The organism is Dongia sp. (genome assembly GCF_041909655.1).
In the GTDB taxonomy this organism is placed as follows: Bacteria; Pseudomonadota; Alphaproteobacteria; order Dongiales; family Dongiaceae; genus Dongia.
Genome location: NZ_JAYRDA010000002.1, coordinates 621,073 through 644,522 on the forward strand (window position 1 = coordinate 621,073; position 23,450 = coordinate 644,522).

29 protein-coding genes are annotated in these 23,450 nt (G+C 64.0%); 17 read left to right on the forward strand and 12 right to left on the reverse strand.

Annotated features, from left to right (window positions below):
- Positions 1-3 precede the first annotated feature (3 nt).
- From ACE3PR_RS06070 to ACE3PR_RS06080, 3 genes are all read right to left on the reverse strand, one after another.
- Positions 4-414 (reverse strand): cupin domain-containing protein, encoded by a 411-nt coding sequence (locus ACE3PR_RS06070; RefSeq protein WP_374369256.1) that lies wholly within the window; start codon positions 412-414, stop codon positions 4-6.
- Positions 415-434: 20 nt separating this feature from the next.
- Positions 435-974 (reverse strand): hypothetical protein, encoded by a 540-nt coding sequence (locus ACE3PR_RS06075; RefSeq protein WP_374369258.1) that lies wholly within the window; start codon positions 972-974, stop codon positions 435-437.
- A gap of 134 nt (positions 975-1,108) precedes the next feature.
- Complete coding sequence (locus tag ACE3PR_RS06080) at positions 1,109-1,357, reverse strand: ParB N-terminal domain-containing protein (RefSeq protein WP_374369259.1); 249 nt, start codon at positions 1,355-1,357, stop codon at positions 1,109-1,111.
- 149 nt (positions 1,358-1,506) lie between these two features.
- Between ACE3PR_RS06080 and ACE3PR_RS06085 the strand changes: the two genes are divergently transcribed.
- Positions 1,507-1,899 (forward strand): nuclear transport factor 2 family protein, encoded by a 393-nt coding sequence (locus tag ACE3PR_RS06085; protein ID WP_374369261.1) that lies wholly within the window; start codon positions 1,507-1,509, stop codon positions 1,897-1,899.
- 6 nt (positions 1,900-1,905) lie between these two features.
- Here the strand turns inward: ACE3PR_RS06085 and ACE3PR_RS06090 are convergent, their stop codons facing one another.
- Positions 1,906-2,433, reverse strand: a complete 528-nt coding sequence (locus ACE3PR_RS06090) for a superoxide dismutase family protein (protein WP_374369263.1) — start codon at positions 2,431-2,433, stop codon at positions 1,906-1,908.
- 153 nt (positions 2,434-2,586) lie between these two features.
- Here ACE3PR_RS06090 and ACE3PR_RS06095 point away from each other — a divergent pair, with 153 nt between their 5' ends.
- From ACE3PR_RS06095 to ACE3PR_RS06105, 3 genes are read left to right on the forward strand one after another with little or no spacing between them, the layout of a single operon-like run.
- On the forward strand, positions 2,587-3,081 hold the full coding sequence (locus tag ACE3PR_RS06095; RefSeq protein WP_374369265.1) for a DUF3828 domain-containing protein: 495 nt from the start codon (positions 2,587-2,589) through the stop codon (positions 3,079-3,081).
- Positions 3,082-3,083: 2 nt separating this feature from the next.
- A complete protein-coding gene (locus tag ACE3PR_RS06100; RefSeq protein WP_374369267.1) occupies positions 3,084-4,274 on the forward strand; it encodes an aminotransferase class V-fold PLP-dependent enzyme in 1,191 nt (396 codons plus the stop codon).
- 14 nt (positions 4,275-4,288) lie between these two features.
- Positions 4,289-4,588: a putative quinol monooxygenase gene (locus tag ACE3PR_RS06105; protein ID WP_374369269.1), complete on the forward strand. Its 300-nt coding sequence runs from the start codon at positions 4,289-4,291 to the stop codon at positions 4,586-4,588.
- Here ACE3PR_RS06105 and ACE3PR_RS06110 read toward each other — a convergent pair whose 3' ends face one another.
- Together ACE3PR_RS06110 and ACE3PR_RS06115 are read right to left on the reverse strand one after the other, a co-directional pair.
- Positions 4,589-5,050 (reverse strand): OsmC family protein, encoded by a 462-nt coding sequence (locus ACE3PR_RS06110; RefSeq protein WP_374369270.1) that lies wholly within the window; start codon positions 5,048-5,050, stop codon positions 4,589-4,591.
- Between the two features lie 5 nt (positions 5,051-5,055).
- A complete protein-coding gene (locus tag ACE3PR_RS06115; protein WP_374369272.1) occupies positions 5,056-5,670 on the reverse strand; it encodes a TetR family transcriptional regulator in 615 nt (204 codons plus the stop codon).
- A 94-nt stretch (positions 5,671-5,764) separates the two neighbouring features.
- On the opposite strand from ACE3PR_RS06115, the gene ACE3PR_RS06120 reads away from it, so the two are divergent.
- From ACE3PR_RS06120 to ACE3PR_RS06130, 3 genes are all read left to right on the forward strand, one after another.
- Positions 5,765-6,607 (forward strand): NAD(P)H-binding protein, encoded by an 843-nt coding sequence (locus tag ACE3PR_RS06120; protein WP_374369274.1) that lies wholly within the window; start codon positions 5,765-5,767, stop codon positions 6,605-6,607.
- A gap of 103 nt (positions 6,608-6,710) precedes the next feature.
- Positions 6,711-7,790, forward strand: coding sequence for an NAD(P)H-dependent flavin oxidoreductase (locus ACE3PR_RS06125; RefSeq protein WP_374369276.1), 1,080 nt, complete (start codon positions 6,711-6,713; stop codon positions 7,788-7,790).
- 54 nt (positions 7,791-7,844) lie between these two features.
- Positions 7,845-8,354, forward strand: coding sequence for a PAS domain-containing protein (locus ACE3PR_RS06130; protein ID WP_374369278.1), 510 nt, complete (start codon positions 7,845-7,847; stop codon positions 8,352-8,354).
- Here the strand turns inward: ACE3PR_RS06130 and ACE3PR_RS06135 are convergent.
- Positions 8,339-9,166, reverse strand: coding sequence for an SDR family oxidoreductase (locus ACE3PR_RS06135; protein ID WP_374369280.1), 828 nt, complete (start codon positions 9,164-9,166; stop codon positions 8,339-8,341). The two genes, ACE3PR_RS06130 and ACE3PR_RS06135, sit on opposite strands and share 16 nt — an antisense overlap.
- Positions 9,167-9,269: 103 nt before the next feature.
- On the opposite strand from ACE3PR_RS06135, the gene ACE3PR_RS06140 reads away from it, so the two are divergent.
- Positions 9,270-10,178 (forward strand): LysR family transcriptional regulator, encoded by a 909-nt coding sequence (locus tag ACE3PR_RS06140; protein WP_374369282.1) that lies wholly within the window; start codon positions 9,270-9,272, stop codon positions 10,176-10,178.
- A 1-nt stretch (position 10,179) separates the two neighbouring features.
- Here the strand turns inward: ACE3PR_RS06140 and ACE3PR_RS06145 are convergent, their stop codons facing one another.
- Positions 10,180-12,264, reverse strand: a complete 2,085-nt coding sequence (locus tag ACE3PR_RS06145) for an elongation factor G (protein ID WP_374369284.1) — start codon at positions 12,262-12,264, stop codon at positions 10,180-10,182.
- A gap of 257 nt (positions 12,265-12,521) precedes the next feature.
- Here ACE3PR_RS06145 and ACE3PR_RS06150 point away from each other — a divergent pair, with 257 nt between their 5' ends.
- Positions 12,522-13,094 carry a TetR/AcrR family transcriptional regulator gene (locus ACE3PR_RS06150; protein WP_374369286.1) on the forward strand — a complete coding sequence of 191 codons (573 nt, stop codon included), beginning with the start codon at positions 12,522-12,524 and terminating at the stop codon, positions 13,092-13,094.
- Entirely contained in the window at positions 13,091-14,077 is a 987-nt protein-coding gene (locus ACE3PR_RS06155; protein WP_374369288.1) for a glycosyltransferase family 2 protein, read from the forward strand. Before ACE3PR_RS06150 ends, ACE3PR_RS06155 begins: the two co-directional genes overlap by 4 nt.
- Positions 14,078-14,105: 28 nt before the next feature.
- Here ACE3PR_RS06155 and galE read toward each other — a convergent pair whose 3' ends face one another.
- Positions 14,106-15,074 carry a UDP-glucose 4-epimerase GalE gene (gene galE / locus ACE3PR_RS06160; RefSeq protein ID WP_374369289.1) on the reverse strand — a complete coding sequence of 323 codons (969 nt, stop codon included), beginning with the start codon at positions 15,072-15,074 and terminating at the stop codon, positions 14,106-14,108.
- Between the two features lie 85 nt (positions 15,075-15,159).
- Here galE and ACE3PR_RS06165 point away from each other — a divergent pair, with 85 nt between their 5' ends.
- Positions 15,160-15,651: an N-acetyltransferase family protein gene (locus tag ACE3PR_RS06165; RefSeq protein ID WP_374369291.1), complete on the forward strand. Its 492-nt coding sequence runs from the start codon at positions 15,160-15,162 to the stop codon at positions 15,649-15,651.
- Between the two features lie 12 nt (positions 15,652-15,663).
- Here ACE3PR_RS06165 and ACE3PR_RS06170 read toward each other — a convergent pair whose 3' ends face one another.
- Positions 15,664-16,125, reverse strand: a complete 462-nt coding sequence (locus ACE3PR_RS06170) for a hypothetical protein (protein WP_374369293.1) — start codon at positions 16,123-16,125, stop codon at positions 15,664-15,666.
- On the opposite strand from ACE3PR_RS06170, the gene ACE3PR_RS06175 reads away from it, so the two are divergent.
- Positions 16,089-17,483: a D-amino acid dehydrogenase gene (locus tag ACE3PR_RS06175; RefSeq protein WP_374369295.1), complete on the forward strand. Its 1,395-nt coding sequence runs from the start codon at positions 16,089-16,091 to the stop codon at positions 17,481-17,483. The genes ACE3PR_RS06170 and ACE3PR_RS06175 overlap by 37 nt on opposite strands.
- 69 nt (positions 17,484-17,552) lie before the next feature.
- Here ACE3PR_RS06175 and ACE3PR_RS06180 read toward each other — a convergent pair whose 3' ends face one another.
- On the reverse strand, positions 17,553-18,344 hold the full coding sequence (locus tag ACE3PR_RS06180; protein ID WP_374369297.1) for an Asp/Glu racemase: 792 nt from the start codon (positions 18,342-18,344) through the stop codon (positions 17,553-17,555).
- Positions 18,345-18,487: 143 nt separating this feature from the next.
- On the opposite strand from ACE3PR_RS06180, the gene ACE3PR_RS06185 reads away from it, so the two are divergent.
- Entirely contained in the window at positions 18,488-19,066 is a 579-nt protein-coding gene (locus tag ACE3PR_RS06185) for a hypothetical protein (RefSeq protein ID WP_374369299.1), read from the forward strand.
- On the opposite strand, the gene ACE3PR_RS06190 is transcribed toward ACE3PR_RS06185, so the two are convergent.
- Positions 19,063-19,944: an AEC family transporter gene (locus tag ACE3PR_RS06190; protein WP_374369301.1), complete on the reverse strand. Its 882-nt coding sequence runs from the start codon at positions 19,942-19,944 to the stop codon at positions 19,063-19,065. The genes ACE3PR_RS06185 and ACE3PR_RS06190 overlap by 4 nt on opposite strands.
- 190 nt (positions 19,945-20,134) lie before the next feature.
- On the opposite strand from ACE3PR_RS06190, the gene ACE3PR_RS06195 reads away from it, so the two are divergent.
- The 4 genes from ACE3PR_RS06195 to ACE3PR_RS06210 all read left to right on the forward strand — a co-directional run bounded on the left by ACE3PR_RS06195 (position 20,135) and on the right by ACE3PR_RS06210 (position 23,390).
- The gene (locus tag ACE3PR_RS06195; RefSeq protein ID WP_374369303.1) at positions 20,135-21,751 is read left to right on the forward strand and encodes a 5-guanidino-2-oxopentanoate decarboxylase; all 1,617 of its coding nucleotides are present in this window, start codon (positions 20,135-20,137) and stop codon (positions 21,749-21,751) included.
- Positions 21,748-22,170 (forward strand): VOC family protein, encoded by a 423-nt coding sequence (locus ACE3PR_RS06200; RefSeq protein WP_374369305.1) that lies wholly within the window; start codon positions 21,748-21,750, stop codon positions 22,168-22,170. The genes ACE3PR_RS06195 and ACE3PR_RS06200 overlap by 4 nt, the downstream gene beginning before the upstream one ends.
- A 204-nt stretch (positions 22,171-22,374) precedes the next feature.
- Positions 22,375-22,647 (forward strand): hypothetical protein, encoded by a 273-nt coding sequence (locus tag ACE3PR_RS06205; protein ID WP_374369307.1) that lies wholly within the window; start codon positions 22,375-22,377, stop codon positions 22,645-22,647.
- Positions 22,648-22,808: 161 nt separating this feature from the next.
- A complete protein-coding gene (locus ACE3PR_RS06210; RefSeq protein WP_374369309.1) occupies positions 22,809-23,390 on the forward strand; it encodes a tetratricopeptide repeat protein in 582 nt (193 codons plus the stop codon).
- The last annotated feature ends 60 nt before the right edge of the window (positions 23,391-23,450 follow it).

Below are 23,450 nucleotides of genomic sequence, written 5' to 3' on the forward strand. Positions count from 1 at the left end.
GTGTCAGGGCTGGAGCACCACGTTCTTCTCGCCCTTCTCGATCATGTCGATCACCAGGAGCTTGACCGGGCCGTCGCCGACATTGGTGCCCTTGTGCCATTGGCTGACCGCCTCGACGATGAACTCGCCCTTGGTGAAGGTCTGGCTCTTGCCGATTTCGGTATTGTCGACGCGGATCGTCCCTTCCAGCACATAGGCATAGCGGGGGAAAGGATGCTCGTGCACGGGGAGCGCCGCGCCCGCCGGGATGTCGTAGGTCGAGACCACCAGCGCCGGATCCTTCTGCGGCAATTCGATCTTCTGGCCGCTGGAGGTCACATCGGTATTGAGCACGGGTGTCACCACCACATCCTGCGCCACGGCCGGCATGGCCAGCAGCAGCATCGCGAATCCGGCAAGCCAGATGGCCCTCATGATCTTCTCCCACTTGCTGTCTAGTTGCCGCCGAATAGTGCGCCGGCGGGGGCGAGGCCTCCCGGAATCGTTTCGGCGCGGCGCACGCGCTCGACAATTTCCTGATAGAGTTCAACAAAGCTCTGGTAATCCGGCATCACGCCTTGGTGCACGATCACCTTGCTCTTGTCGGATTTGATGCGGATGTACTTGTTCCGGCCGGCACTACCAATCTTGACGCTTGTGATATCCCGATAGGGAATGGTGACTTCCTGCGCCAACAGGATATGCCGCGGCAGAGTCATCGCCCGTGGCCGCAGCACAATCGCCCGCTCCGTCGTGGCGTTCACATAGAGCAAAACGAGGACCGCAATCACCATCCCGGTTGCCAGCACGCCAAGGCAGAACCAGAAGATATCGGCGCCCATTGGACCCAGCGTGATGATCCGGAACAGTTCAAGACCGCGATCTTCCGTAAAGGCACGGCCAAAGCTGACATAGCCTCCAGCGCCGAAGAGTAGGGTGCTGAGGATGAGACGAAGGCTTTTCTGCCGATAGACGTAGGTCACATTCTCGTTCATGAAAGCTCCCGCTTCGCGTCGCGCTGTCTGGCCGCACGGAGAGGTCGTGCGATGCGCGCAATTCGAGCATCCCTTGTCTAATTTTCGGTTAACGAAATGAACGATAGCGCCAGAGGCGGCGATCGCGTCCGCTCTCATCTCTTGGTCGGCTGCACGACATTGCAGGCGATGCTTTCCTCGCCCAGGGATTTCACGGCCTCCAGCCGGTGCTGGCCGCTCACCAGAACGAAGCGGGCCTTGTCGGCACGGACCAGGATCGGGTTGAGGAGGCCGTTTCCAGCGATGTCGAGGGCCAGGGCCTCGACCTTGGCCGGGTCGATCGGATTCCCGCGCAAGGCTTGCGGAATATAGATCTCGGCGATCTTGATCTTGACGATTTTCATGGCGCCCCCGCTTGATCCCCGCTGCGTCCCCGGTTGATCCGGGGCGGCACTATAATCCAGGTGCCGTCGGGCTGCGCGGTTTTTCGATGACATATGAAACCGGCCGCGCCTAATCTCGGGCGGGTTTTCAGCCAGATGGGACAAGGTCCATGGATGCCGGTTTCAAGGAGATCGTTGCCGCCCTCGAGATTTATTTCGACGGGCTCTATCACAGCGACACCAGGCGCTTGCGCCAGGTGTTCCACCCGCAGGCGATCTATGCCTGCGCCACCGAGGGGAAGCTGCTCTATCTCACCATGGACGAATATTATCCGGTGGTGGACAAGCGCCCGGCCCCGGCATCGCGCAACGAGCCCCGCAGCGACCGCATCCTCTCGATCGAATTCGCCGGGCCGGTGACGGCGCTGGCCAAGGTCAATTGTGCGATCGGCCCCAAGGCCTTCACCGATCTCCTCACCTTCGTGAAGCTCGACGGCCGCTGGCAGATCATGGCGAAGGTCTTCCATTTCGACCTCCGCCCCGATCCCGGCCAAGCGGCCTGAACGGAATTACTCGATCACGGCGCAGGCGATGCGGTCGCCGGCATCGCCTGTGGGTTGGGTTTCGTAATCGTCGGGCTTGGCGTGGATCATGAGGGCGCGGCCGAGGATGTTGTATTCGCCAGGTGCCAGCCGCACGAAGCTCTTGAAGACCTGCGCACGCAGGGTGCCGTCGGAATGGACATATTGATTGGGCATGTCGCCGGCATGGGGGCCCTTGGCGGCGAGATAGCCATGCTCGCGCCCATCGGGATTGAAATGCCCGCCGGCCGATTTGTGATGATCGGCCGGATCGCATTTGCCGGTTTCATGGATATGGAACGCGACCCATTGCGCGGGCGGCAAATTGGAGATGTCGAGTTCGATCAGCACGCCCTGCGGCGTGTCGGTGAGTTCGGCCATGCCGATATTGGTGCCGCTGCCATCGACGAAGGCGGCGCGGGCACGCTGCAAGCTGGTGGCATCCTGCCCGAAGGCAACGGTCGCACCCATCGCACCCAGGGATACGGCACCAGCCATGACGATCCATCGCATCATCTTACGCTCCTCATGAATATCTCCGCTCATACGGAACAATAGCCTGCTTCCATCGTTCCCGGCGCTCCCTATCCACCAACAATTTTGATCGACGGCCCAGCCTGCCTGCGGCAAGATCGCTGCCGTATCGTCTTTTGGGGGAGTTCTTCGATCATGATTCTGTCCCGCCGCCATTTTTCGCGTGCCGGTTTCGTCTTGCTCGGGGTATTTGCCTTGAGCGCCTGCCAAAATACCGCCACCGCGCCTGACGCGAGCCCGCAGGCATTCCTGGGCGAACTCTACAGCCATTATGACGGCAAGGGACCCGGCGCCGGCCTCAATTACAGTGAGGCCGCCGTGCTGCAACGTTATTTCACGCCGGCGACAATCGCCCTCATCGAAGCCGATTTCGCCCGCGCCGCCGCGGCGGACGAGGTTCCGGCCCTCGACGGCGATCCCTTCGTCGGCTCCCAGGAATGGGATGTGACGGGTCTCGACATCGCCATCGGCAAATCCGCGGCACCCGACAAGACCATGGCCATGGTGCGGTTCGACAGCTACGGCCGGCAAAGCGAATTCCGCCTCGACCTCGAATTGGTGAACGGCGCCTGGAAGATTGCCGATATCGATTGGGGTTACGACAAACTCAGCGCCATCCTGGTGCCGTGATCATGCTCGATCTGGAGAAGATCCGCGCCGAGACGCCGGGCATCGTGCTGGGAACCGCCGGCGCCTATCTCCACAATGCCGGCGCCGCCTTGATGCCGCAGGCGGCGCTCGACGCGCAGAAGAACCATCTCGATCTCGAAGCCCGGATCGGCGGCTATGCCGCGGCCACGCGGGAAGCGCAGCGCCTCGACGCGGTCTATGCCTCGGTGGCGCGCCTCATCAATGCGGCGCCGGACGAGATCGCTTTGGTCGAGAATGCGACGGTGGCGTGGCAGATGGCGTTCTACGGCCTTGCGCTTACCTTCAAGCCCGGCGACCGCATCCTCACCGCCCAGGCCGAATACGCTGCCAATTACGTGGCGCTCCTGCAGATCGCCAAACGCAGCGGCGCCGTGATCGAGGTGGTCCCCAACGATGCCACCGGGCAGATCGACGTCGCCGCCCTGGAAAGGATGATCGATAGCCGCGTGAAGCTCATCGCCATCACCTGGGTTCCCACCAATGGCGGCCTCGCCAATCCGGCGGCGGCGGTCGGCGGGGTGGCGCGTGCCCACAACATTCCCTATCTGCTGGATGGCTGCCAGGCCGTGGGGCAGATGGTGGTGGATGTGGTGCAACTGGGCTGCGACATGTTCTCGGCCACGGGGCGCAAATTCCTCCGGGGTCCGCGCGGCAGCGGCTTTCTCTATGTGCGCCGCGCGCTCCTCCGGAATCTGGAACCGCCGATGATCGATCATTTCGCGGCTCCCTGGGTGGCGCGCGATGCCTACGAATTGCGCGCGGATGCCCGCCGCTTCGAGAGTTGGGAGAACAATTACGCCGCCCGCGCCGGCCTCGGCGCCGCGGTGGATTATGCGCTCTCCCTCGGGCTGCCGCAGATCGAGGCGCGCTGTCGCTCCTTGAGCGCACGCCTGCGCCAGGGCCTGGGGCTCGTTCCCGGAATCACCGTGCGCGATCTCGGTGCCAGCCCCACGGCCATCGTCAGTTTCACCCATGAGAGGTTCCCCGCGCGCGAGATCGTCACGGGGGCACTTGCCGCCGGCATCACCATCGGCGCCTCGGATCCCGATTCCACGCGGCTCGATGCGGAAGCCCGCGCCCTGCCGGTGCTGGTCCGCGCCTCGCCGCATTATTACAACAGCGAAGATGAAATCGACCGGCTGATCGGCTATATCGCCGGCCTCAAGGCCTGAACCAAGGAAAAAACATGACTGCCAGGAAACCCCTCACCATCATCGCGCGCGTGCAAGCCAAGCCCGGCCAAGGCGAGGCTCTGCTGGCGCATCAAAAGGAATTGGTGGCGGGCGTGGTGAAGGAACCGGGCTGCCTGCTCTACGAGCCCCATGTCTCCAACCAGCATCCCGGCCTCGTCATCTTCGTCGAGAGCTGGGAGAGCTACGAGCTCTGGCAAGTGCATATGAAGGCGCCCGCCTTGAAGGCCTTCGAAGCCAAGGCCGGCCATCTCGTCGAAAGCGTCGTCATCGACGAGATGACGCCGGTGTTTTAGTCACGGCAGCCTTGTCACCACCTCGGTCCTGACCGAATTGGCGATGAAGCATTCGGCGTGAGCCTTCTCGTGCAAGGCTTCTTCCGTCACCCGGTCCGGCATCGTGCCCGCATAGGTGACGACCGGATTGAGAGTGACGCGGCTCACCACCATTTTGCCGGCCTCGTTCCGTTCCATGATACCCATAGCCTGATCGCGATAACTCTCGATCACGAAACCCTGGCGCCGCGCGATGTCGAGATAGGTCAACATGTGGCAGCTTGAGAGCGCCGCGACATAGGCTTCCTCCGGATCCACATTCTCGACCTTCGAGAAAGGCAGCGGCACCACATGGGGCGAGGCGGAGGCCGGCACCTCGACACCGCCGTCGAAGCGCCAGAGATGCGCGCGGCTGTAGCGGCCATCGGTGAATTTGACGCCCTCTTCCAGCACCCAGGCGATTTCGGCGGTGATCTCGATCATCGGCTTCATCCTCTTCCCCCCAATTCGCTCACGGCAAGGCGTTTATAGGCGGCGATGATGCGCGCACCTTCCGCGCGCGGCACCGAGACGGCGAGGCGCATCGCCGATTCTCCCAGCGACATGATGAGGAGGGCGGCGGCCGCGATCTCCTTCCGGTCGCCCTTGGGCCGTACTTTCAGCATCGCCTGCGCGAGGATCTCGGCATTGGCGCGGCTCTCCGCAAGCTCGAAGGCGCGCAGGCTCTGATCGGCCTGCATGCCGGACCAGACGTCGCGCCGCACGGGTTCGGCCAGGAAGGCCGCGTAATAGATGTCGATGAGGCGCCCGAAGGCGGCAACGAGGCTCTTTGCATCCTGGACGCCCGCCAGTTCCTCGGCGATGCAGCGCCGCCCCTGCTCGTTATAGCGTTCGGCCAAGGTGCGGATGATCGCCGCCTTGTCCGGGAAGAATTGATAGAGCGAGCCGATCGAGACCCCGGCCATCTGCGCCACGTCGCTCATCCGGAGGGCGTCGCTGCCCTTTTCGGCGATGATCGCCATGGCCGCTTCCAGCATCTTCTCGACCCGGAGCCGGCTCCGTTCCTGGGCCGGCGCCCGCCGCAAGGCCGCCACATCGCTCATCCCGCCGCTCCTCGAATCCGCTTGACGGCAACAATATGAGGGTTTATCACGTTTAGCAAATGTGAGTATTCCTCATGTTATGGAGAGAGCCGACATGAACCGTCATCACCCGATCCTCGTCATCGGCGGCACCGGCAAGACCGGCCGCCGCGTTGCGGCGAAACTGGCCGCCGCCGGCCATGTGGTGCGCGCCACCTCGCGTTCCGGGCCGTTTGTCTTCGACTGGAATGACCCCGCCGGCTGGGCCGCAATCCTGCAAGGGGTGCAGGCGGCCTATGTCACCTACCAGCCCGACCTCGCCGTCCCGGGCTCCGAGGCCGCGATCGCCGCCTTCACGAAGCAGGCCGCCGTCGCGGGCATCCGTCATCTCGTTCTCCTCTCCGGCCGTGGTGAGCCGGAAGCCGCGGCCTGCGAGGCGATCGTGCAAGGCTCGGGCCTCCACTGGACCATCCTCCGGGCCAATTGGTTCATGCAGAATTTCAGCGAGACCTTCTTCGTGGAAGGGATCCGCGCCGGCGAGCTGGCCCTCCCCGCCGTCGACATACCGGAACCCTTCATCGATGCCGATGACATCGCCGATGTGGCGGTGGCGGCCTTGACCGATATTGGCCACACCGGCCAGGTCTATGAGCTCTCCGGCCCCCGCGCCCTTACCTTTGCCGAGGCCGTCGCCGAAATCGCCGCCGCTACAGGACGCGAGATCCGCTTTTCCCCCGTGCCGATCGATGCCTTTGCCGAAGGCTTGCGGGCCTATGGCCTGCCCGAGGACATGATTGCTCTGGTGCGCTACCTCTTCACCACCGTGCTCGATGGCCGCAACAGCGAAACACGCGATGGCGTGCTCCGTGCGCTCGGCCGAGCACCCCGGGATTTCGCCGATTATGCGCAGGGTGCTGCCGGCGTCTGGGCGCCCGCCTTGCGCGCTGCGCAGGGATGACGCCTTGCGCGCCGCGCAGGGGTGACCCGGGCGGCGCGCTCTTCTCGTCCGGCACAGACCGCCCTAGCCTGACCCGTCACGGAACAGGAAAGGAGTGACCGCCATGTGGCCGGACCGACGCATTCTCGATCTCTTCGGCATCGAGCACCCCATCCTGCAGGCACCGATGGCAGGGCCGTGCTTCGCCGACATGGCGATCGCGGTCGCCGAAGCGGGCGGCCTCGGTTCATTGCCCACCGCCACCATGGCACCCGATCAGGCGCGCTCGGAAATTCAGATCGTGCGCCAGCAGACATCGCGGCCGATCAATCTCAACTTCTTCTGTCATCAGGACCCGGTCCCTGACGAAACGCGCGAGGCCCAGTGGCGGCGGATGCTTGGCCCCTATTACAGCGAATTCGGCATCGACCCGGCCGGTCCCATCCCGACCTCCAGCCGAGCGCCCTTCAATGATGCGCTCTGCCGGATGGTCGAGGAATTCCGGCCGGAGGTGGTGAGTTTCCATTTCGGTCTGCCCGATCCATCCTTGCTGGAACGCGTGCGCAAGGCCGGTGCAAAAATCATTTCCTCCGCCACCACGGTGGCCGAGGCGCGCTGGCTGGAGGCACGCGGCTGCGATGCCATCATCGCGCAAGGTAACGAGGCCGGCGGCCATCGCGGCATTTTCCTCAGCGACGACGTGCTTCGGGACGCGGCCGGTCAGCCCGGCACCTTCGCGCTCGTCCCCCAGGTGGTGGATGCGGTGAAGGTGCCGGTGATCGCGGCCGGTGGTATCTCGGATGCGCGCGGCATCGTCGCCGCCCTGGCCCTGGGCGCCAGCGCGGTACAGGTCGGCACAGCCTATCTCTTCTGTCCCGAGGCGCGCATCAGTGCCCCCCATCTGGCCGCCCTGAAAGCCGCCAAAGACGACGCCACCGCGCTCACCAACATCTTTACCGGACGGCCGGCGCGCGGCTTCGTCAACCGGGTGATGCGCGAACTGGGTCCGATCACCCGCGCGGCACCGGCCTTTCCGCTCGCGGGCGGCGCGCTTGCGCCCTTGAAAGCCAAGGCCGAGGGCGATTTCGGTTCGCTCTGGTCGGGCCAGGCCGCCGCTTTGGCCGCGCACCGGTCCTTGGGCGCCGGTGAGTTGACCCGTACCCTCGCCGCCGAGGCCCTGCAGCGCCTCAACCGTAACGGTTGAGACACGCCGCTATCACTGGACGCGCGCGCGGCCACGCGGCATGCTGTCCGAACGATGGGGAAGGAACCTGGCGAGAGCGGCCATATCGCCGCCCTGTTCAAATATTGGCAATCGCTCAATGGCGGCGAAGCCCCCGCGCGCGCCCAGATCGATCCGGCGGCGATCAAGCCGCTGCTGCCCCATATCTATCTGGTGGAATTCAAGACCGATCCGTTCCGCGTCTATTACCGCCTGTCCGGCACCGCGACCGATCAATGGAACGGCATCCCGCTCAGCGGACATTATCTCGACGAATTCCTGGTCGGCGACAAATACGGCGCCAACCGCCACGTGATCGACAGCTACGAACAAGCCTGGCGCAGCGGCCGGCCGGTGATCGGCCATTACCTGTGGCCGACCCGGGGCGGCTACAAGGCGGATGTCCATTTCGGCCTCTTCCCCCTCACCGTGGACGGCATCGTCGCCCAGGCGATCTCGACCGAGGATTACGAGCCCGCGCCGGTCTCCGACGAATGGATTTCGATGCGGGCCGCCGCCGAAAGGCGCGATCAGGCGCTGAAATAATTGCGCATGAAGGCGACGTATTCTTCTTCCGGCAATTCCCGCCGCGCTCTCACAAAGCCGCGCGCATCGTCGCCGATGAGATAGCGCAGGCGGTCGCTGCCATCGGTTGCCGCCTGTTCGATCATCTTCGCCACATCGTCCGCCTCGATCATGCGGGCGGCGATCATGCGGCCGAAAACGACGCCCATGCGTTCGATGAAGTCCTCATACTCATCCAGCGACTTGTCGCGCACATGATCGGCAAAACTGCGCTCGTGGAATTTGGTGCTGGTGATGCCGGCATGGGGGATGACGATCTTCACCGCGATGCCCAGCTCGGCAAGTTCATAGGACAAGGCCTCGGAAAACCCTTCGAGCGCGAATTTGCTGGCGGAATAGAGCGAGATCATCGGCAGAGTGAACAAGCCGGCGCCGGAACTGACATTGATGATCGTCCCGGCCCGGTTCGCCCGGAAATGCGGCAGGATCGCGCGAATCACGTCCATCACGCCGAAAACGTTGACGTCGAATTGCTGGATCACCTTCTCGCGCGGCACCGCTTCGAAGATGCCGTATTGGCCATAGCCGGCATTGTTGACCAGCGCGTCGATCCGCCCGAAACGCGCAATACCTTCGGCGATGGCCTGCGCGATGCTGGCCTGATCCTGCACGTCGAGGCGCTGGATGAGCACGTTGGGAAGATCGGCGAGATCGCCCGCCTGCGCAGGATCGCGCTGGGTGGCGATGACGTTCCAGCCGGCGGCCGCGAAGCGCCGGGCGCTCGCCTGGCCGATGCCGGAGGAACAGCCGGTGATGAGTATCGTCTGGGGCATGGAATCTTCCTGAAGAACGGGAGGGCTGGTCAGGAAGATAGGGGACGTCTATTGTAATGATAACCAGCACATTCATGCATGAAGTCATGCAGAAAACAGGACAATGCAGAAAAGCGGTCTCCTGGAACTGAATGCCGTGGTGGCGGTCGCCGATCACCGCAATTTTCGCGCGGCGGCTGCCGCCCTCGGCCTCTCTCCTTCGGCGCTGAGCCATGCGGTGGCGGCCCTGGAGGGTCGCCTCGGCGTGCGCCTCTTCAACCGCACGACCCGCAGCGTCTCCCTTACCGAGGCGGGCGAGCGATTCCTGGCGCGGCTCCGCCCCGCCTTGCGCGACATCGATGCCGCCATGGATGCCGTCAACCAGTTCCGGGACACACCCACCGGCACCCTGCGCCTCAATACCTCGGAAGGTGCCGCGCGGCAGATCCTCGAACCGGTGATCCTCGCCTTCATGCGGGACTATCCCGACATGCAGGTCGATCTCGTGACCGAGGGGCGATTCGTCGACATCGTGGCGGAAGGATTCGACGCCGGCATCCGCCTTGCCGAGGCGGTGCCGCAGGACATGATCGCCGTGCCGATCGGCCCGGACCAATGCTTCGCCGTCACAGCATCACCCGGTTACTTCGCGGATCATCCGCGGCCCAGGACGCCCGGCGATCTCCTCGGCCATGAATGCATCCGCATGCGCAAGGCAAGCGGCGGCCTCTATCATTGGGAATTCGAAAAGCACGGCGAGGAAATGACGCTCGACGTCAAAGGCAAGCTCACCCTCGACAATCATCACCTGATCCGCGCCGCCTGCCTGGCCGGGGCCGGCATCGCCTATCTCAACGAACCCTTCGCCGCCGCCGACATCAAGGCCGGCCGGCTCGTCCGTGTCCTGGCGGATTGGACGCCACCCTTTCCCGGCCTTTGCCTTTATTATCCCGGCCACCGACATGTGCCCGCCGGTCTCAGGGCCTTCATCGATCTCGCGCGCGGCTTCACCGCGAAGACAAGACGCGGCTAGGTCACGCCGCACCCCGCTGCGGCATCGAGGCCTGGCGGTGCTCCACCACCTTGTCGGCGAGGCGGCCGGAAAGCTCCTGCAGGTGATCGAAGCGGCAGGCGAAATGACCGATGCCCAGCGTCAATGATCTGAGCTCGATAATCATGTCATGCAGTTCCGATTGCGGCACCAGAGCCTCGACCACTTCCCAGCCGACCCAATCCTCCTTGGCCTGGAAATTGAGGATCTGACCGCGCCGCCCGGTGACCAGGTTATGGACCCGCGCGGTGAATTCCGAGGGCGCAGATATCTCGACCGCGAAGATCGGCTCCAGCAGCACCGGTCCACATTTTGGCAGGGCCTCCTGCATCGCCTGGCGCGCCACGGTCTTGAAGGCCATGTCGGAGGAATCCACTGAATGGAACTGGCCGTCGAAGAGTGCCACCGCGACATCGACCAGCGGAAAGCCCATCGGCCCACGCTGCAGCGATTCCCGCGCCCCTTCCTCGACCGAGCCGATGAATTGCCGCGGCACGGAGCCGCCCACGACACGGTCGTGGAACTCGAATCCGGCACCGCGCGCCAGCGGCCAGATTTCGATATGGATATCGGCGAACTGGCCATGGCCGCCCGATTGACGCTTGAAGCGCGCATGCTCCTTGACGCCGTGGCGGATGCTTTCCTTGTAGGCGATCTGCGGCCGGCGATGCTTCAGCGGCAGACCGAAGCGGTTCTTCAAGCGGTCGAAGGCGATGGCGAGGTGAATCTCGCCTTGGCCCGAGAGCAGCAATTCATGGGTATCCGGATCGTGGCGGAAACTGAGGGACGGGTCTTCCTCGGTGAGCTTGGCGAGTGCGGCGGTGAGCTTCACCTCATCGGCGCGGTTCTCGGCGTCGATGGCGAGCGCGAACAAGGGTTCGAGCGGCGCCGGCCAGGTGAAATCCGCGCCGCCCTTGCCGGACGCCGTCAACAGATCGCCGGTCTTGATCTCTTCCATGCGCGCCAGTGCCACCACCTCGCCGGTCTCGGCATGGGGCACTTTCTCGAAGCCATTGCCCTTGGGCTTCAGCACGCCGGCGACGCGGACACCGTTGAGGACAGCGCCCTCCGCGACACGGCCGCCGAAGACGCGCGCCAGCGAGAGCTTGCCGGCATGGGGCTGGTGATAGGTCTTGAAGACCAGCGTCGAGGCGTCGTAGCTCGAAATGCCGCGCCGCGCCGCGAGCGCCTCAGGTCCCGGCACCTCGTGACGGAGTGCCTTCAGCAGCCGCCGCACACCACCATCCTTTTCCGCTTCACCCAGCAGGACCGGCACGATGAGATCGGCGGCGAGATCCTTGGCCAATTGGGTATAGACCTCATCCTTGGGCGGGATCGCGTCGCTGAGGATTTCCTCCATGATGTGGTCGTCGAAATCGGCCAGCACCTCGAGCAGCTTGTTGCGCGCTTCCTGTTCGCGCGGCAGCAATTCCTCGGGCATCTTGACGAGATCGGATTCCTGGCCCGGATGGTATTTGTAGGCCCGCTCGCTCACCAGATCGATATAGCCGGTAACCTCGTCGTTCTGTTTCTTTTCGTCGCGGATCGGGACCTGGCGCAGCACCAGCGGCCGGCCGGAAACCGCCTGCAGCGCATCCAGCATCTCGCGCACGCGGTGGGTCGCCACATCCATCTTGTTGATGAAAAGAATGTGCGGGATCTGGTGATCGTCGAGAAACTTGAAGATGGGCGCCAGCATCAGCGCCTTGTCGACAAGCGGCTCGGCCACCACGATGGCGACATCGGCCACCATCAGCGCATTCCGGGTCTCCTGGGACAGCTCGACCGAGCCCGGGCAATCGAGAAAACACCATTTGTCGCCGAGATATTCGGTCGTGGCGGCAGTTACCTCGACCGACATCTTGCGCGCCCTTGCCTCGGCGGATGAATCCGAAACCGTATTGCCTTCCTTGGCGCTGCCTTTCCGCGGGATGGCGCCGGTCACGTAAAGCAGACTTTCCAGCAGCGCCGTCTTGCCGCTCAAGTATGGACCAACCAGGGCCGCGCAGCGGGGCGCGCCCGATCCTCTGCCGTTTTGTTGGGTTCCGTTGGCAGTGTTGTTCGCCATGTCGACCTCCCTATCGCTGCCGCGCAAGGGATGCGCGGACATGTGTTGCGTTCGGAGACAGTCTTGTTCTGGAGCCGGTTTTCTGCGGAGCCGGTATGGATCAAGTCTTTCAAGGCAAGGATGGGCTGGCAAGGGCAAAAGCTGTGGAAGGACGCCCCTTCGCATCGCAATATGAAGGTCTGTCTTGCTGACGCTTGGCAAGATTCACGCCTTGGGGCATGCTGTGAACGGATGTTCACGGCGGATTCGGGGGATGCATGCCGCGGGGCTTGGCGACACGGAATCGCATTCGCGAGGCTGCCTTGGAATTGTTCGTCGCCAAGGGGGTGATCGGCACCTCGGTGCGCGACATCGCCGCCAAGGCCGAGATCGCCGAAGGTGGCCTCTATCGCCATTACGCCTCCAAGGAGGATCTCGCCTGGAAGCTCTTTTCCGAGAATTACGCGGCCCTGGCCAAGGATTTGCAGGGCCTCGCCAAGGCCGAGAAAGATTTCGCGCGCCGCCTCGGGGCCATGGTCGCCCGCTTCTGCCGCTTCTTCGATGAGGAGCCGCTGATGTTCCGTTTCCTGCTGCTGACCCAGCACCAGGAATTGCCGAAACTGAAATCGAAATCCCAATCGCCGGTGCAGGCCTTGCGCAATCTGATCAATGATGCCGTCAAAAAGGGCGAGATCCAGGTGACCGATATCGACCTCGCCACCGCGCAGATCCTCGGCCTGCTGCTGCAGCCGGCGACCTTCATGGTCTACGGATTGATGCCGGCGGGCATGGGCAGGATCGAAGCCGAGACGGTGGCTGCCTGCCTCAAGATCGTTGGAGCGAAAGCATGACCGAACCGGTGGCCCCCATTTCCATCGCCGTTCTCATTCCCTGCTACAACGAGGAAGTCGCGGTGGGCCATGTGGTAGCGGGTTTCCGCGCCGCCTTGCCCTCGGCGGCGATCCATGTCTTCGACAACAATTCCTCGGATGCCACCGCCCAGGTGGCGCGCGAATCCGGCGCCCATGTCCACCGCGTCACAGCGCAAGGCAAGGGCCATGTGGTGCGGCGCATGTTCGCCGATGTCGAGGCCGATATCTATGTGCTCGTGGATGGCGACGACACCTATGACCCCAAGAGCGCCGGCGCGATGATCGATATGCTCATCACCGATCGCCTCGACATGGTGGTGGGCACGCGGGTCAGTGATGCGAAATCGGCCTATCGGCCGGGCCATCGCTTCGGCAATGCGCTGCTCACCGGCATGGTCGCCCGCATCTTCGGCCGTGCGTTCACCGATATTCTTTCCGGTTACCGGGTCTTTTCCCGCCGCTTCGTGAAAAGTTTCCCGGCGATCTCGAGCGGCTTCGAGATCGAAACGGAACTGACCGTCCATGCACTGCAGCTCATCATGCCCTGCGGCGAGCTGGAGACCCCCTATGGCAGCCGGCGCGAGGGCTCGCTCTCCAAGCTCAACACCTATCGCGACGGCTGGCGCATCCTGATGACCATCCAGCAATTGCTGCGCTACGAGATGCCGCTTCGTTTCTTCTCGATCGTGGCTGCGATCTTCGCCGGCATCTCGGTCCTGCTCGGCATTCCGCTGCTGATCGAGTTCATCGAGACCGGCCTGGTCCCGCGCCTGCCCACCGCGGTCCTGGCCATGGGCCTGATGCTGCTGGCGGCCCTGTCGCTGGCCAGCGGATTCATCCTCGACAATGTCACGCGCGGGCGCCGCGAAGTCAGGCACCTCTTCTATCTGCGCAATGCGGGACCACCGCTGGACCGGCGCAAGGAAAAGCGTGATCGGAATGGTGAAACGAAAGCCGTCTAGCGCCTGTGCGGTTTATTGCCTGTGCCGTTTATCGCCTGTGCCAGGCAAATGCGCTGGCGACGATCTCGTCCAGGCCGGATTGTTCGGGTTGCCAGCCAAGCTCGCGTTTCGCCAGAGCAATATCAGCGACCAGCCGCGCCGGATCTCCCGGACGGCGCGGTGCGATTTCGAATGGGACTTCCCTGCCGGTGACGCGCGCGACCGCATCCACCACGGCGCGCACGGAATGGCCCGTCCCGCTGCCCAGATTGGCGACCAATGAATCGCGGCCCTTGAGCAAGCGCTCGACCGCCGCTACATGCGCGCGCGCAAGATCCATGACATGGACGTAATCGCGCAGGGCGGTACCGTCCGGTGTCGCGTAATCGGTGCCGAAGATGCGGAATCTCGGCCCCGTGCCCAGCGCTGCCGCGATGGCGAGCGGGATGACATGGGTTTCCGGCTCGTGATCCTCGCCGATGCCGGAATCGGCAGCGGCGCCGGCGGCGTTGAAATAGCGCAAGGCCGCATATTGCGCCGCGCCGGCCTGGGCAAACCAGTGCAGCGCCCGCTCGATCGCAAGCTTGGTCTCGCCATAGGTATTGACCGGCAGCAGCGGATGATCCTCGCGCAGCAGATCTGCCTTGGGCTCGCCATAGACCGCGGCACTCGATGAGAAAACGACCCGCGTGACGCCCGCTTCCCGCGCCGCCGCGAGGAGAGAAAGGGCCGAGACGACATTCTCGTCATAGAACCGCGCCGGCTCGCGCATGGAGAGGCCGGCCTCGATGGCACCGGCGAAATGGATAAGGGCTTCAACCTTGTGCGTGGCGATCGCGGCTTTCACGGCTTCGCGATCGGCGATGCTGGCATGCACCAGCGGCCCCCAGCGCACAGCGTCGCGATGCCCCTTCGAGAGATTGTCGAGCGTCACCGGGAAATGCCCGGCCGTGGCCAGGGCAAGGCAGGTATGCGCCCCGATATAGCCGGCCCCGCCGGTCACCAGAATCACTGCCATCTTGCGTCCCCCCTCTGCCGGCCCCATGCTTCGCATGCCGGCCCCGCAAGGCAAGGCCTTTTTACGCAAGCGACAGAGGTCAGGGATGATCGATATTCGACGTGCGACGACCGCAGATGCGCCCGGTATCGCCCGCGTGCACCAAAGATCGCATATCGAGACCTACATGCCGATCTTCGGCGGCGATTATTCGGGTCCCAGCCTGGCCGAGCGAGAGCTGCACTGGCGAACTCGGCTGCAGGCGAGCGATCTTGCCTTCGTGGCGGTCGCGGATGGCGAGATCATCGGCTTCACCCATGCGCTCGAGACCGAGGATGGGGGCGCGCTTCTCACCACACTTTATCTGCTGGCCAAATGGCACCGCCAGGGCATCGGCCGCGATCTGTTTTCACACATCCGCGCGCTGATGCATGAACGAGGGCACGCGGCCATGCGCTTCGGCGTGCTACCCACCAACGCCGCCGCCATCGCCTTTTATCAATCCCAGGGCGCGCGTCCATTGGGTCATGTCGTCAGCGATCATGGGGGCGAGCCCCATGACGATATTCTTTTCGAGATCAAGACGGGACCATACTGAGCTGGCCCCGTCTCACGGTATCGGGCAGACGAGATCCTTGGCGGCCTGGTCGGCGTCGAGCTTGTAGCGCGGGCGGTTGGCGCATTCGGTGGTATAGAGAGCGGCCAGCGCGTTGTATTCGGCGACACTCTGGTTGAGGGCCGGGCGCGTATCGCTCTGGATGAGGTCGCGCAAGGCATTCTCCTGGTTGATGTAGTTCTTCAGAAGATCCTGGCCCACGATATCCATGGGATCGAGCGTCGCGCGGCGCTGGGCGATCTGGCTGGAAAGGGCGGCAAGCTGCGCGTTACGCTCGTCCAGCATGGCGCGGCGGATCGCGATATCTTCGCGCGTCGCTGCCAGTTCCTGATCCATGCAGAGGCAGCCGCGGATTTCGTCGACGGTGAGGGCACCCTTGGACTGGGCCTCGGCCGAGAGGGCGAAGCCGCCCAGGAGGAATGTCGCGAGCGCCACGCGGATCGAGAAGCGATTCATGCGGTCCTGTCCTGCCTTTCCGGGTCGTCGTTTTGGGGGACTTATCGTCTAGCCTCGATTTATGGCAATGTTGCGGCCGGTTGGACAGAAAAAAGCAAAACGGGGCGGGCATGCGGATCGTGGTACTGGGCGCGGGGCTGCTGGGTGTGACCAGCGCCTATTATCTGGCCAAGGAAGGCCATGAGGTCACCGTCATCGACCGGCGGCCGGAACCGGCGCGGGAGACCAGCTTTGCCAATGCCGGGCTGGTCAGTCCGGGCCATGCCTCGTCCTGGGCGAGCCCCCGCGCACCCTTGATCCTATTGAAATCGCTGTGGCGCAACGACACCTCGTTGCGCTACCGCCTGAAGCTCGATCCGCGCATGTGGCTGTGGAGCCTCCAGTTCCTGAGGAACTGCACCCATGTGCGCAACCGCGCCGCGACCCTCTCCAAGATGAAGCTCTGCCTCTATTCGCAAGGCGAGACCTTGCGCGTGGGGAATATGGAAGGGATCGCATGGGACCGCATCGCCAAGGGCGCCCTCTATGTCTACAGCGATGCCGGGCATTTCCGCGAAGGTAAGGAGAACATGCGTTTCCTCGCCGATCAGGGAATTGCCAGCGAGGTGCTTGATGTCGATCAACTGATCGCCTTGGAGCCGGGCTTCACCCATGCCCGCGACAAATTGGTGGGGGCCGTGCACACGCCGGGCGATGAATCGGGCGATGCGCGGAAATTCACCTTGGGCCTGGCGGAAAGATGCCAGGCGATGGGTGTCGATTTCCGCTTCGGTGCGACCATCCAGCGCATCGAGAGCAACGGCAAGCGCGTCACCGGAATTCTCACCGACCAGGGCATTCTGAGCGGCGATCAATATGTGCTGGCTTTGGGGTCCTATGCGCCGCTGCTGACGCGGCCGATCGGGTTCAACCTGCCGATCTTTCCAGTGAAAGGTTATTCCGTGACCTTGCCCATCGCCGACCCGGCGCAAGCACCCACGATCGGCGGCGTGCATGAGGATCACCTGGTGGCCTTCTCGCGTTTGGGCGACCGGCTGCGCCTCACCGCGACCGCCGATTTCGCGGGCTATGACACCGAATTCGAGCCGGGGAATTTCTCGCACATGCTGCGCGTCGCCCGCGACATGTTCCCCAACGCCGCGCTCTACGACCGACCGGATTACTGGGCCTGCCTCCGCCCCATGACCCCGGACGGCCCACCCATCATGGGTGCCTCGCCCCTTCCCAATCTGTGGCTCAATGCCGGCCACGGCCATATGGGCTGGACCATGGCCTGCGGCTCGTCCCGTATCCTGGTCGACCGCATGATGGGACGGCAGCCGGAACTGGACGATATGCCGTTCCGATATGGGCGCTGAAAAAATGGCGGAAATCCGCCAGCTAATCGATTAGCTAATCGATTAGCTAATCGGTTCGCTGGGTGCGTTTTACACCCTGAACAGCCGCCCCCAGCCCTCGATCGGTTCGGTGATTCCGGCAAGGCGCAGGCAGTGCCAGGCCATGGCGTGGTTGGAGGAGGTGACGGGCTTGCCCAATTCCCGTTCCAGGGAATCGGCGATGGCGGCCACGCGCAAGCTGGTGCACGACACGAAGACGGCGTCGACCGAGGGGTGGCGCCCGAGTTCCAAGGCGGCGGCGTAGATCGATTGGGTCGAGATGCACGCCACCTCGTTGTCGTCCTCGTGGTTGAAGCTGCCCACCACCGGCACCTCGATGCCGCGTGCCTCGAGATAGGTTTTGAAGCGGTTGTTGACGCTGTCGATATAGGGGGTGAGCAAGGCGATGCGTTTGCCACCCAGGGCCTTCAGCCCGGCCTGCAAGGCGGTGATCGGCGTCGTGCATTTGACGCCGGGCCGCGCCTCGTGAATGCGCTCAAACACCTTCTCCTCGCCGATCACCACCGAGGCCGAGGTGCAGCCATAGGCGACGACGTCCAAGGGAATGCCGGGCAGGATCACGCGGGCCGCACCGGCGAGGCCCTGCTCCATCGCCGCCAAGGTGGTGGGATTGATCTCGGGCGCGTTCTCGATCCGGGTCGCGTAATAGGCGACACCCGGCATTTGCATCAATTGCCGGAATTCATGCTCTATCGTGTGATCGGTGGCGAGCACGATGAGCCCGATCCGCGCCCGGGCGGCGACACCGCCATCAAGCTCGAAGGGCATGTGCTTCCGGTTGACCAGCAAACCCGGGGTCTCGATGCTTTCCACCGCCGCCATGCTGCCCTCCCGCGAAATTCCGCCAACTGCCATGCCAAACAGGCATGGGATTGTACGCCATGAGGCCATATGATGACGGGAAGATGAAACCAAGGCAATTGCCGCCTGTTGTGGATATGGCAGGCTCATTCGGGATCGGGAATATGCGCGCCATCGCCAGCATCGCCGCCATTGTTTTGCTGCTCACGCCGTGGGCTGCGGGTGCGCAGGAAGTGGCACCGCCCAGCCTCGCCACCATCGATACCGTGACCTATGCCCCGATCCCGCCGGGTGCTCGGCTGGTGACGCAGCCGGAAACCCAGGGCGAGATGGACGATTCCGCCTGGCGCCAGGCCAATGAAGATCTGGTGGGCCGCGGCTATCAGGTGGGGAATGACGGCAATCTGGTCTTTACCGTGGCGACGCAATTGGTCGAACGCCTGGGCACCGACAAGACCCAGGGCGAAATCGTCTCCGGCAGCGCCGTCTCCGAAGGCATGCAATACAGCACCAATGAGCGCACCCTCCTCAACCCGGAGGAGCCGATCAACCGCACCGACCGCATTTTCCGCGTCAGCGCCACGGTCTATGACCGGCAGAACGGCGCCTTCGTCTGGCGCGGCACGGCCGAGCGCAGCAATGCCGAAATCGATCCCAGCACGGCCCTGCGGCTGATGCTGCCGGCGCTTCTCGATCATTTCGGTGAAACGGCGAGCGGCGTCGCCGTGCCGATGGTTCCCTAAAGCACCAGATAGAGCAGCACCGGCAAGGTGACGAAAGAGAGCGCCGTGGTGATCACCACCATGGAGGCGACGTCGGCGGGTTCGCGGTTGTAGTATTGCGCGAAGAGATAATTGAAGACCGCGACCGGCATGGTGCTCTGGATCATCAGCACGCCGATGGCAAGATCCGAGGCGCCGGAGAAATAGCCGACCAGAAAGCCGATCGTGGCCCCGCCTACCAGGCGCACCAGCGAGAGAAAAAGATTGCGCGGCAGGCGCGTGACGCGGAGCTGCGCCAATGAGACGCCCAGAGCGAGCAGCATCAGCGGAATGGTGAGACCGCCCAGCAATTGGAGTGTGTTGCCGATATAAGGCGGCACCTCGGCCCCGGTCGCCAGCACGAAGAGCGCCGCAATGATGGCATAGATCATCGGCATCCTGAGCAGCCGCCCGATGCTGAACGAGCCGGCGGCCAGCGACATGCCGATGGTGAATTGCGCGGTGATCGAGATCGCGAAGAAGACGACGGCGAAAGCGAGGCCCTCGTCACCGAAGGCGAAGAGGGCCAGCGGCAGGCCCATATTCCCGGTATTGGGAAACATCAGCGCCGGCAGATAGGAATGGTTGGCAAGCCCCATCACCCGGAGCACGATCACCCCCAGCAGCGCAAAGCCGAGGAAGCAGAGGACCGTCAGTCCCGCCATTTCCAGGAGCGTGCTGGTTTCCATATGGATGCGGGTGAGCGCGTCGGCGGTCAAAGCCGGGGTGCCGATATTGGTGACGAGCTGGGTGATGAAACGGTTGTCGAAGGTGTTGCCGGATTTCGCCCAGATGAAGCCGATGGCAGGGACCACCAGGACGGGCAGGATAATCGCCGCCAATTGTTGCGTAAGGTCCATGCGCGCTGGGTTTCCGGCTCGGCTGAGGTTGTCGCAGTTTATTACAAGCTGGCGCCCCACCCTGCCAGGAAATCGGCCCGCAGCCTTTGCATGGCAGGACGCGTTGGGCGCATGCCGGATTGCCGCCGATAGCCCGTTTCGGCTAAGTTTCCGGGCCATCCAAACCAAAAAATCGCCAGCAGGGAACATCATGAGCGCCAACAAGGCCGATACCAAGACCAGCAACCAGATTGGCGGCCATGCCGCTGTGGCGCTCCTCGAGACCTATGGCGTCGACACCGTGTTCGGGATTCCCGGCGTCCACACCCTCGATCTCTATCGCGGTCTCGCCGACCGGAAGATGCGTCATATCGGCGTCCGCCACGAACAGGGCGCCGGCTTCATGGCCGACGGCTATGCCCGCGCCAGCGGCAAGCCGGGTGTGTGCTGCCTGATCACCGGGCCGGGTTTGATGAACGCAGCCACCCCCATCGGCCAGGCCTATTCGGATTCGGTGCCCATGCTGGTCCTCGCCAGCGTCAATGCGAGCGAGGATCTCGGCAAGGGCCGCGGGCGTCTCCACGAGATCACCGACCAGCGCGCGGCGATTGCGCCCCTGGCGGGGATCGCCCGCACAATCAAGGATGCCGCCGATTTGCCCCAGGCCATGGCCGATGCCTATGCCCTGTTTGAAACCGCGCGGCCGCGCCCGGCGGTGCTGGAATTCCCGCTCGACATGCTCTCCGGCCCGGCCGATGTAAGCCAGGCGAAGCGTGTCAAGAAGACCCGGCCGCAGGCCTGCGGCGCCGATCTCGCCCGGGCGGCGGCCCTCATCGATGCCGCCCAGGCTCCTCTGGTTATCGCCGGGGGCGGCACCGTCGACGCGGCCGCCGAGCTCCGGGCCTTCGTCGAAAAATCGGGCGCCCTCTGCGCCACCACCACCGCCGGCAAGGGCGTGCTGCCGGACAGCCATCCGCAGAGCCTCTCTGGAACACTCTCGCTTTCACCCACTCAGCGCGCGATCGGCGGCGCGGACCTCGTCATCGCCGTCGGCACGGAACTGGCCGAGACGGATTGCTGGGTTGAACGCTTGCCGATCAACGGCCAACTCATTCGCATCGATCTCGATGCCGCGACCCTGAGCCGCGATTATGCTCCGACGATCGGCCTCCTCGCCGATGCCGGCCCGACACTCACGGCGCTCACCGCCGCGATCACAGGCGGGCGGCAGCCGGATCTGGCGCAGGCGCAGGCCGTGCGCAAAGCGAATCTCGCCAACCGCAATCCGCTGCAAAGAAAACACATGAAGGTGCTGGACGCCGTGCGCGCGGCCCTGGCCCCGGATGCGATCGTGGTCAGCGACATGACCCAGATCGCCTATACCGGCAATGTGACCTTCCCGCTGGAACATCCGCGTTGCTGGTTCCATCCCAACGGCTTCGGCACCTTGGGCTATGCCATGCCGGCGGCGATCGGCGCCAAGATCGCCTGCCCGTCGCGCGAAGTGATTGCGATCGCCGGGGATGGCGGCTTCCTGTTCACGGTGCAGGATCTGGCGACCGCGGTCGAGCTGGGCCTCTCCCTCCCCATCCTGGTCTGGAACAACGATGCCTTCGGCCAGATCGCGCTGGGCATGAACGAGCGCGATATTCCCGAGCTCGGCGTGAAGCCGAAGAACCCGGATTTCCAGGGACTCGCGAAATCCTTCCATGCCTACGCGGAAAAGCCCGCGAGCCTCGCCGACCTCACCGCGGCGATCCAGCGCGCCCTCAAGGCCGACGGCCCGACCGTGATCGAGGTGCATGAGCTGGCCGATTACCTGACATGAAACCGCGCATCTCCGTCCTCACTCTGGCGGTCGGCGATCTCGAGCGGGCGCTTCGCTTCTACCGGGACGGATTGGGGCTGGCGACCGACGGGATCGTGGGAACGGAATTCCCGCATGGGGCGGTGGCGTTCTTTCGGTTGAACGACCACCTCATGCTGGCGCTCTATCCGACGGACTCCCTGGCCCAGGAGGCGCAGATCGATCCCGGCGACATGGCGACCGGCGCGGTCGCCGTCGGCCATAATGTGGCATCGAAGGACGAGGTGGATGCGGTGATGGCCGAGGCCGAGGCCGCCGGCGCCAGAATCACCGATCCGGCCCGGACCCGCTTCTGGGGCGGCTATGGTGGCCATTTCCGCGACCCCGACGGGCATCTCTGGGAAGTGGCCTGGAACCCGGCCTTCGACCTCGCCGATTGAGGAAAAGCCGCCGGAACTGGGCAGATTCTGCCGCAAAGCGGAATCCGATTCCTCTGGACGTTAACCGGTTCTTCGGGAAGGCCGGGTCTAATGACCCCAACGACTCGTGAGCGGGCCTCGACCGGCCCCAAGATCGGGTAGGCCGATGCCGCTGGCATGGGGCTTGCTGATGCTGGGGCGGTCAACCGTTCAAAGGAGATGGTGATGGAGACCGCTTTGGTGCAAAAGCACACGACGACGACGCCGATCGCAAATGACGAGGAGCAGCGCAAGGTTTGTTTCGAGATGTTCAACGCCTATTGGGCGGAGGCCATCAACAAGGGGATTCCCTTCGATACCGTGGGGACCATGTCGATCGCCGCGGCCCTTTTCGCCCTGGTTGCCAAACACGGCCCGGAAACGACCGCCGAGTTCGTCCAGGATCTGGCCAAGAGCGTATTGGAAGATCAGTTCACCTCGATCCGGCGGGCGAATTAGGCCCGTCCGGTTGGGCCTATCCGTTCAGGCCCGTCTGTTTAGGCCCCTTTGGTTGGACCCGTCCGGTCCGGTGTGATGAAGGTCACGCCGACGCCTTTGTGAACGGCTGATCTGCGCGCGGCGGGTTGCGCCTGCGGGCAAGATCGGCGATTCTCCCGGCCATGTCGATTCACCGCACCCCGCGGCGCCGTCGCGCCGCCGTCATCCATGCCGCGCTGCTGACCCTCGCTCTGGTCGCGGCGGCTTTCCTGTTGCCGGTTCAGCCGGCCTGCGCCGCTCCGGAGGATCTTGAAGAAATCCATCGCCTGGAGCTGCAGGGACAGAAAGTGGATGCCTTCCTGAAGCTGAAGGAACTGGCGCCCACAGGCGATCCGGAAGCCCAGTACAAGCTGGCCGGCTATTACCATTACGGCGATGCGGGCCCCGCCAATTACAAGCTGGCGCTGGAATGGTACGAGCGTGCCGCGCGCCAGGGCCATACCGACGCCATGCTGGGGATTGCCGTTCTCCTCGACCCGGCCAATGCGCGCATCACCAGCATTCCCGATGACCGCGGCAGGGCCTTCACCTGGCTTACCATCGCCGCGACGCTGATGACGAAGAAGAGCGACCTCGCCATCGTCGAGGGCCTGCGTGACAAATTGAAGGGCGAGCTGTCGAGCGCCGAACTCAACGCCGCCCTCGCCGAAGCCATGGCGTTCCAGCCGGCGCTGGAACAGCCCATGCTGGCACAGCCGCAATAATTCCCCACCCTTCCGACCAGATCAGATTTCAGGAGCAGGACATGATCAAGCGCCTCGACA

Coding starts and splice junctions, on each gene's coding strand:
- ACE3PR_RS06070 (WP_374369256.1), bottom strand. CDS start 414: ATGAGGGCCATCTGGCTTGCCGGATTCGCGATGCTGCTGCTGGCCATG.
- ACE3PR_RS06075 (WP_374369258.1), bottom strand. CDS start 974: ATGAACGAGAATGTGACCTACGTCTATCGGCAGAAAAGCCTTCGTCTC.
- ACE3PR_RS06080 (WP_374369259.1), bottom strand. CDS start 1,357: ATGAAAATCGTCAAGATCAAGATCGCCGAGATCTATATTCCGCAAGCC.
- ACE3PR_RS06085 (WP_374369261.1), top strand. CDS start 1,507: ATGGATGCCGGTTTCAAGGAGATCGTTGCCGCCCTCGAGATTTATTTC.
- ACE3PR_RS06090 (WP_374369263.1), bottom strand. CDS start 2,433: ATGATGCGATGGATCGTCATGGCTGGTGCCGTATCCCTGGGTGCGATG.
- ACE3PR_RS06095 (WP_374369265.1), top strand. CDS start 2,587: ATGATTCTGTCCCGCCGCCATTTTTCGCGTGCCGGTTTCGTCTTGCTC.
- ACE3PR_RS06100 (WP_374369267.1), top strand. CDS start 3,084: ATGCTCGATCTGGAGAAGATCCGCGCCGAGACGCCGGGCATCGTGCTG.
- ACE3PR_RS06105 (WP_374369269.1), top strand. CDS start 4,289: ATGACTGCCAGGAAACCCCTCACCATCATCGCGCGCGTGCAAGCCAAG.
- ACE3PR_RS06110 (WP_374369270.1), bottom strand. CDS start 5,050: ATGATCGAGATCACCGCCGAAATCGCCTGGGTGCTGGAAGAGGGCGTC.
- ACE3PR_RS06115 (WP_374369272.1), bottom strand. CDS start 5,670: ATGAGCGATGTGGCGGCCTTGCGGCGGGCGCCGGCCCAGGAACGGAGC.
- ACE3PR_RS06120 (WP_374369274.1), top strand. CDS start 5,765: ATGAACCGTCATCACCCGATCCTCGTCATCGGCGGCACCGGCAAGACC.
- ACE3PR_RS06125 (WP_374369276.1), top strand. CDS start 6,711: ATGTGGCCGGACCGACGCATTCTCGATCTCTTCGGCATCGAGCACCCC.
- ACE3PR_RS06130 (WP_374369278.1), top strand. CDS start 7,845: ATGGGGAAGGAACCTGGCGAGAGCGGCCATATCGCCGCCCTGTTCAAA.
- ACE3PR_RS06135 (WP_374369280.1), bottom strand. CDS start 9,166: ATGCCCCAGACGATACTCATCACCGGCTGTTCCTCCGGCATCGGCCAG.
- ACE3PR_RS06140 (WP_374369282.1), top strand. CDS start 9,270: ATGCAGAAAAGCGGTCTCCTGGAACTGAATGCCGTGGTGGCGGTCGCC.
- ACE3PR_RS06145 (WP_374369284.1), bottom strand. CDS start 12,264: ATGGCGAACAACACTGCCAACGGAACCCAACAAAACGGCAGAGGATCG.
- ACE3PR_RS06150 (WP_374369286.1), top strand. CDS start 12,522: ATGCCGCGGGGCTTGGCGACACGGAATCGCATTCGCGAGGCTGCCTTG.
- ACE3PR_RS06155 (WP_374369288.1), top strand. CDS start 13,091: ATGACCGAACCGGTGGCCCCCATTTCCATCGCCGTTCTCATTCCCTGC.
- galE (WP_374369289.1), bottom strand. CDS start 15,074: ATGGCAGTGATTCTGGTGACCGGCGGGGCCGGCTATATCGGGGCGCAT.
- ACE3PR_RS06165 (WP_374369291.1), top strand. CDS start 15,160: ATGATCGATATTCGACGTGCGACGACCGCAGATGCGCCCGGTATCGCC.
- ACE3PR_RS06175 (WP_374369295.1), top strand. CDS start 16,089: ATGTCGCGAGCGCCACGCGGATCGAGAAGCGATTCATGCGGTCCTGTC.
- ACE3PR_RS06170 (WP_374369293.1), bottom strand. CDS start 16,125: ATGAATCGCTTCTCGATCCGCGTGGCGCTCGCGACATTCCTCCTGGGC.
- ACE3PR_RS06180 (WP_374369297.1), bottom strand. CDS start 18,344: ATGGCGGCGGTGGAAAGCATCGAGACCCCGGGTTTGCTGGTCAACCGG.
- ACE3PR_RS06185 (WP_374369299.1), top strand. CDS start 18,488: ATGCGCGCCATCGCCAGCATCGCCGCCATTGTTTTGCTGCTCACGCCG.
- ACE3PR_RS06190 (WP_374369301.1), bottom strand. CDS start 19,944: ATGGACCTTACGCAACAATTGGCGGCGATTATCCTGCCCGTCCTGGTG.
- ACE3PR_RS06195 (WP_374369303.1), top strand. CDS start 20,135: ATGAGCGCCAACAAGGCCGATACCAAGACCAGCAACCAGATTGGCGGC.
- ACE3PR_RS06200 (WP_374369305.1), top strand. CDS start 21,748: ATGAAACCGCGCATCTCCGTCCTCACTCTGGCGGTCGGCGATCTCGAG.
- ACE3PR_RS06205 (WP_374369307.1), top strand. CDS start 22,375: ATGGAGACCGCTTTGGTGCAAAAGCACACGACGACGACGCCGATCGCA.
- ACE3PR_RS06210 (WP_374369309.1), top strand. CDS start 22,809: ATGTCGATTCACCGCACCCCGCGGCGCCGTCGCGCCGCCGTCATCCAT.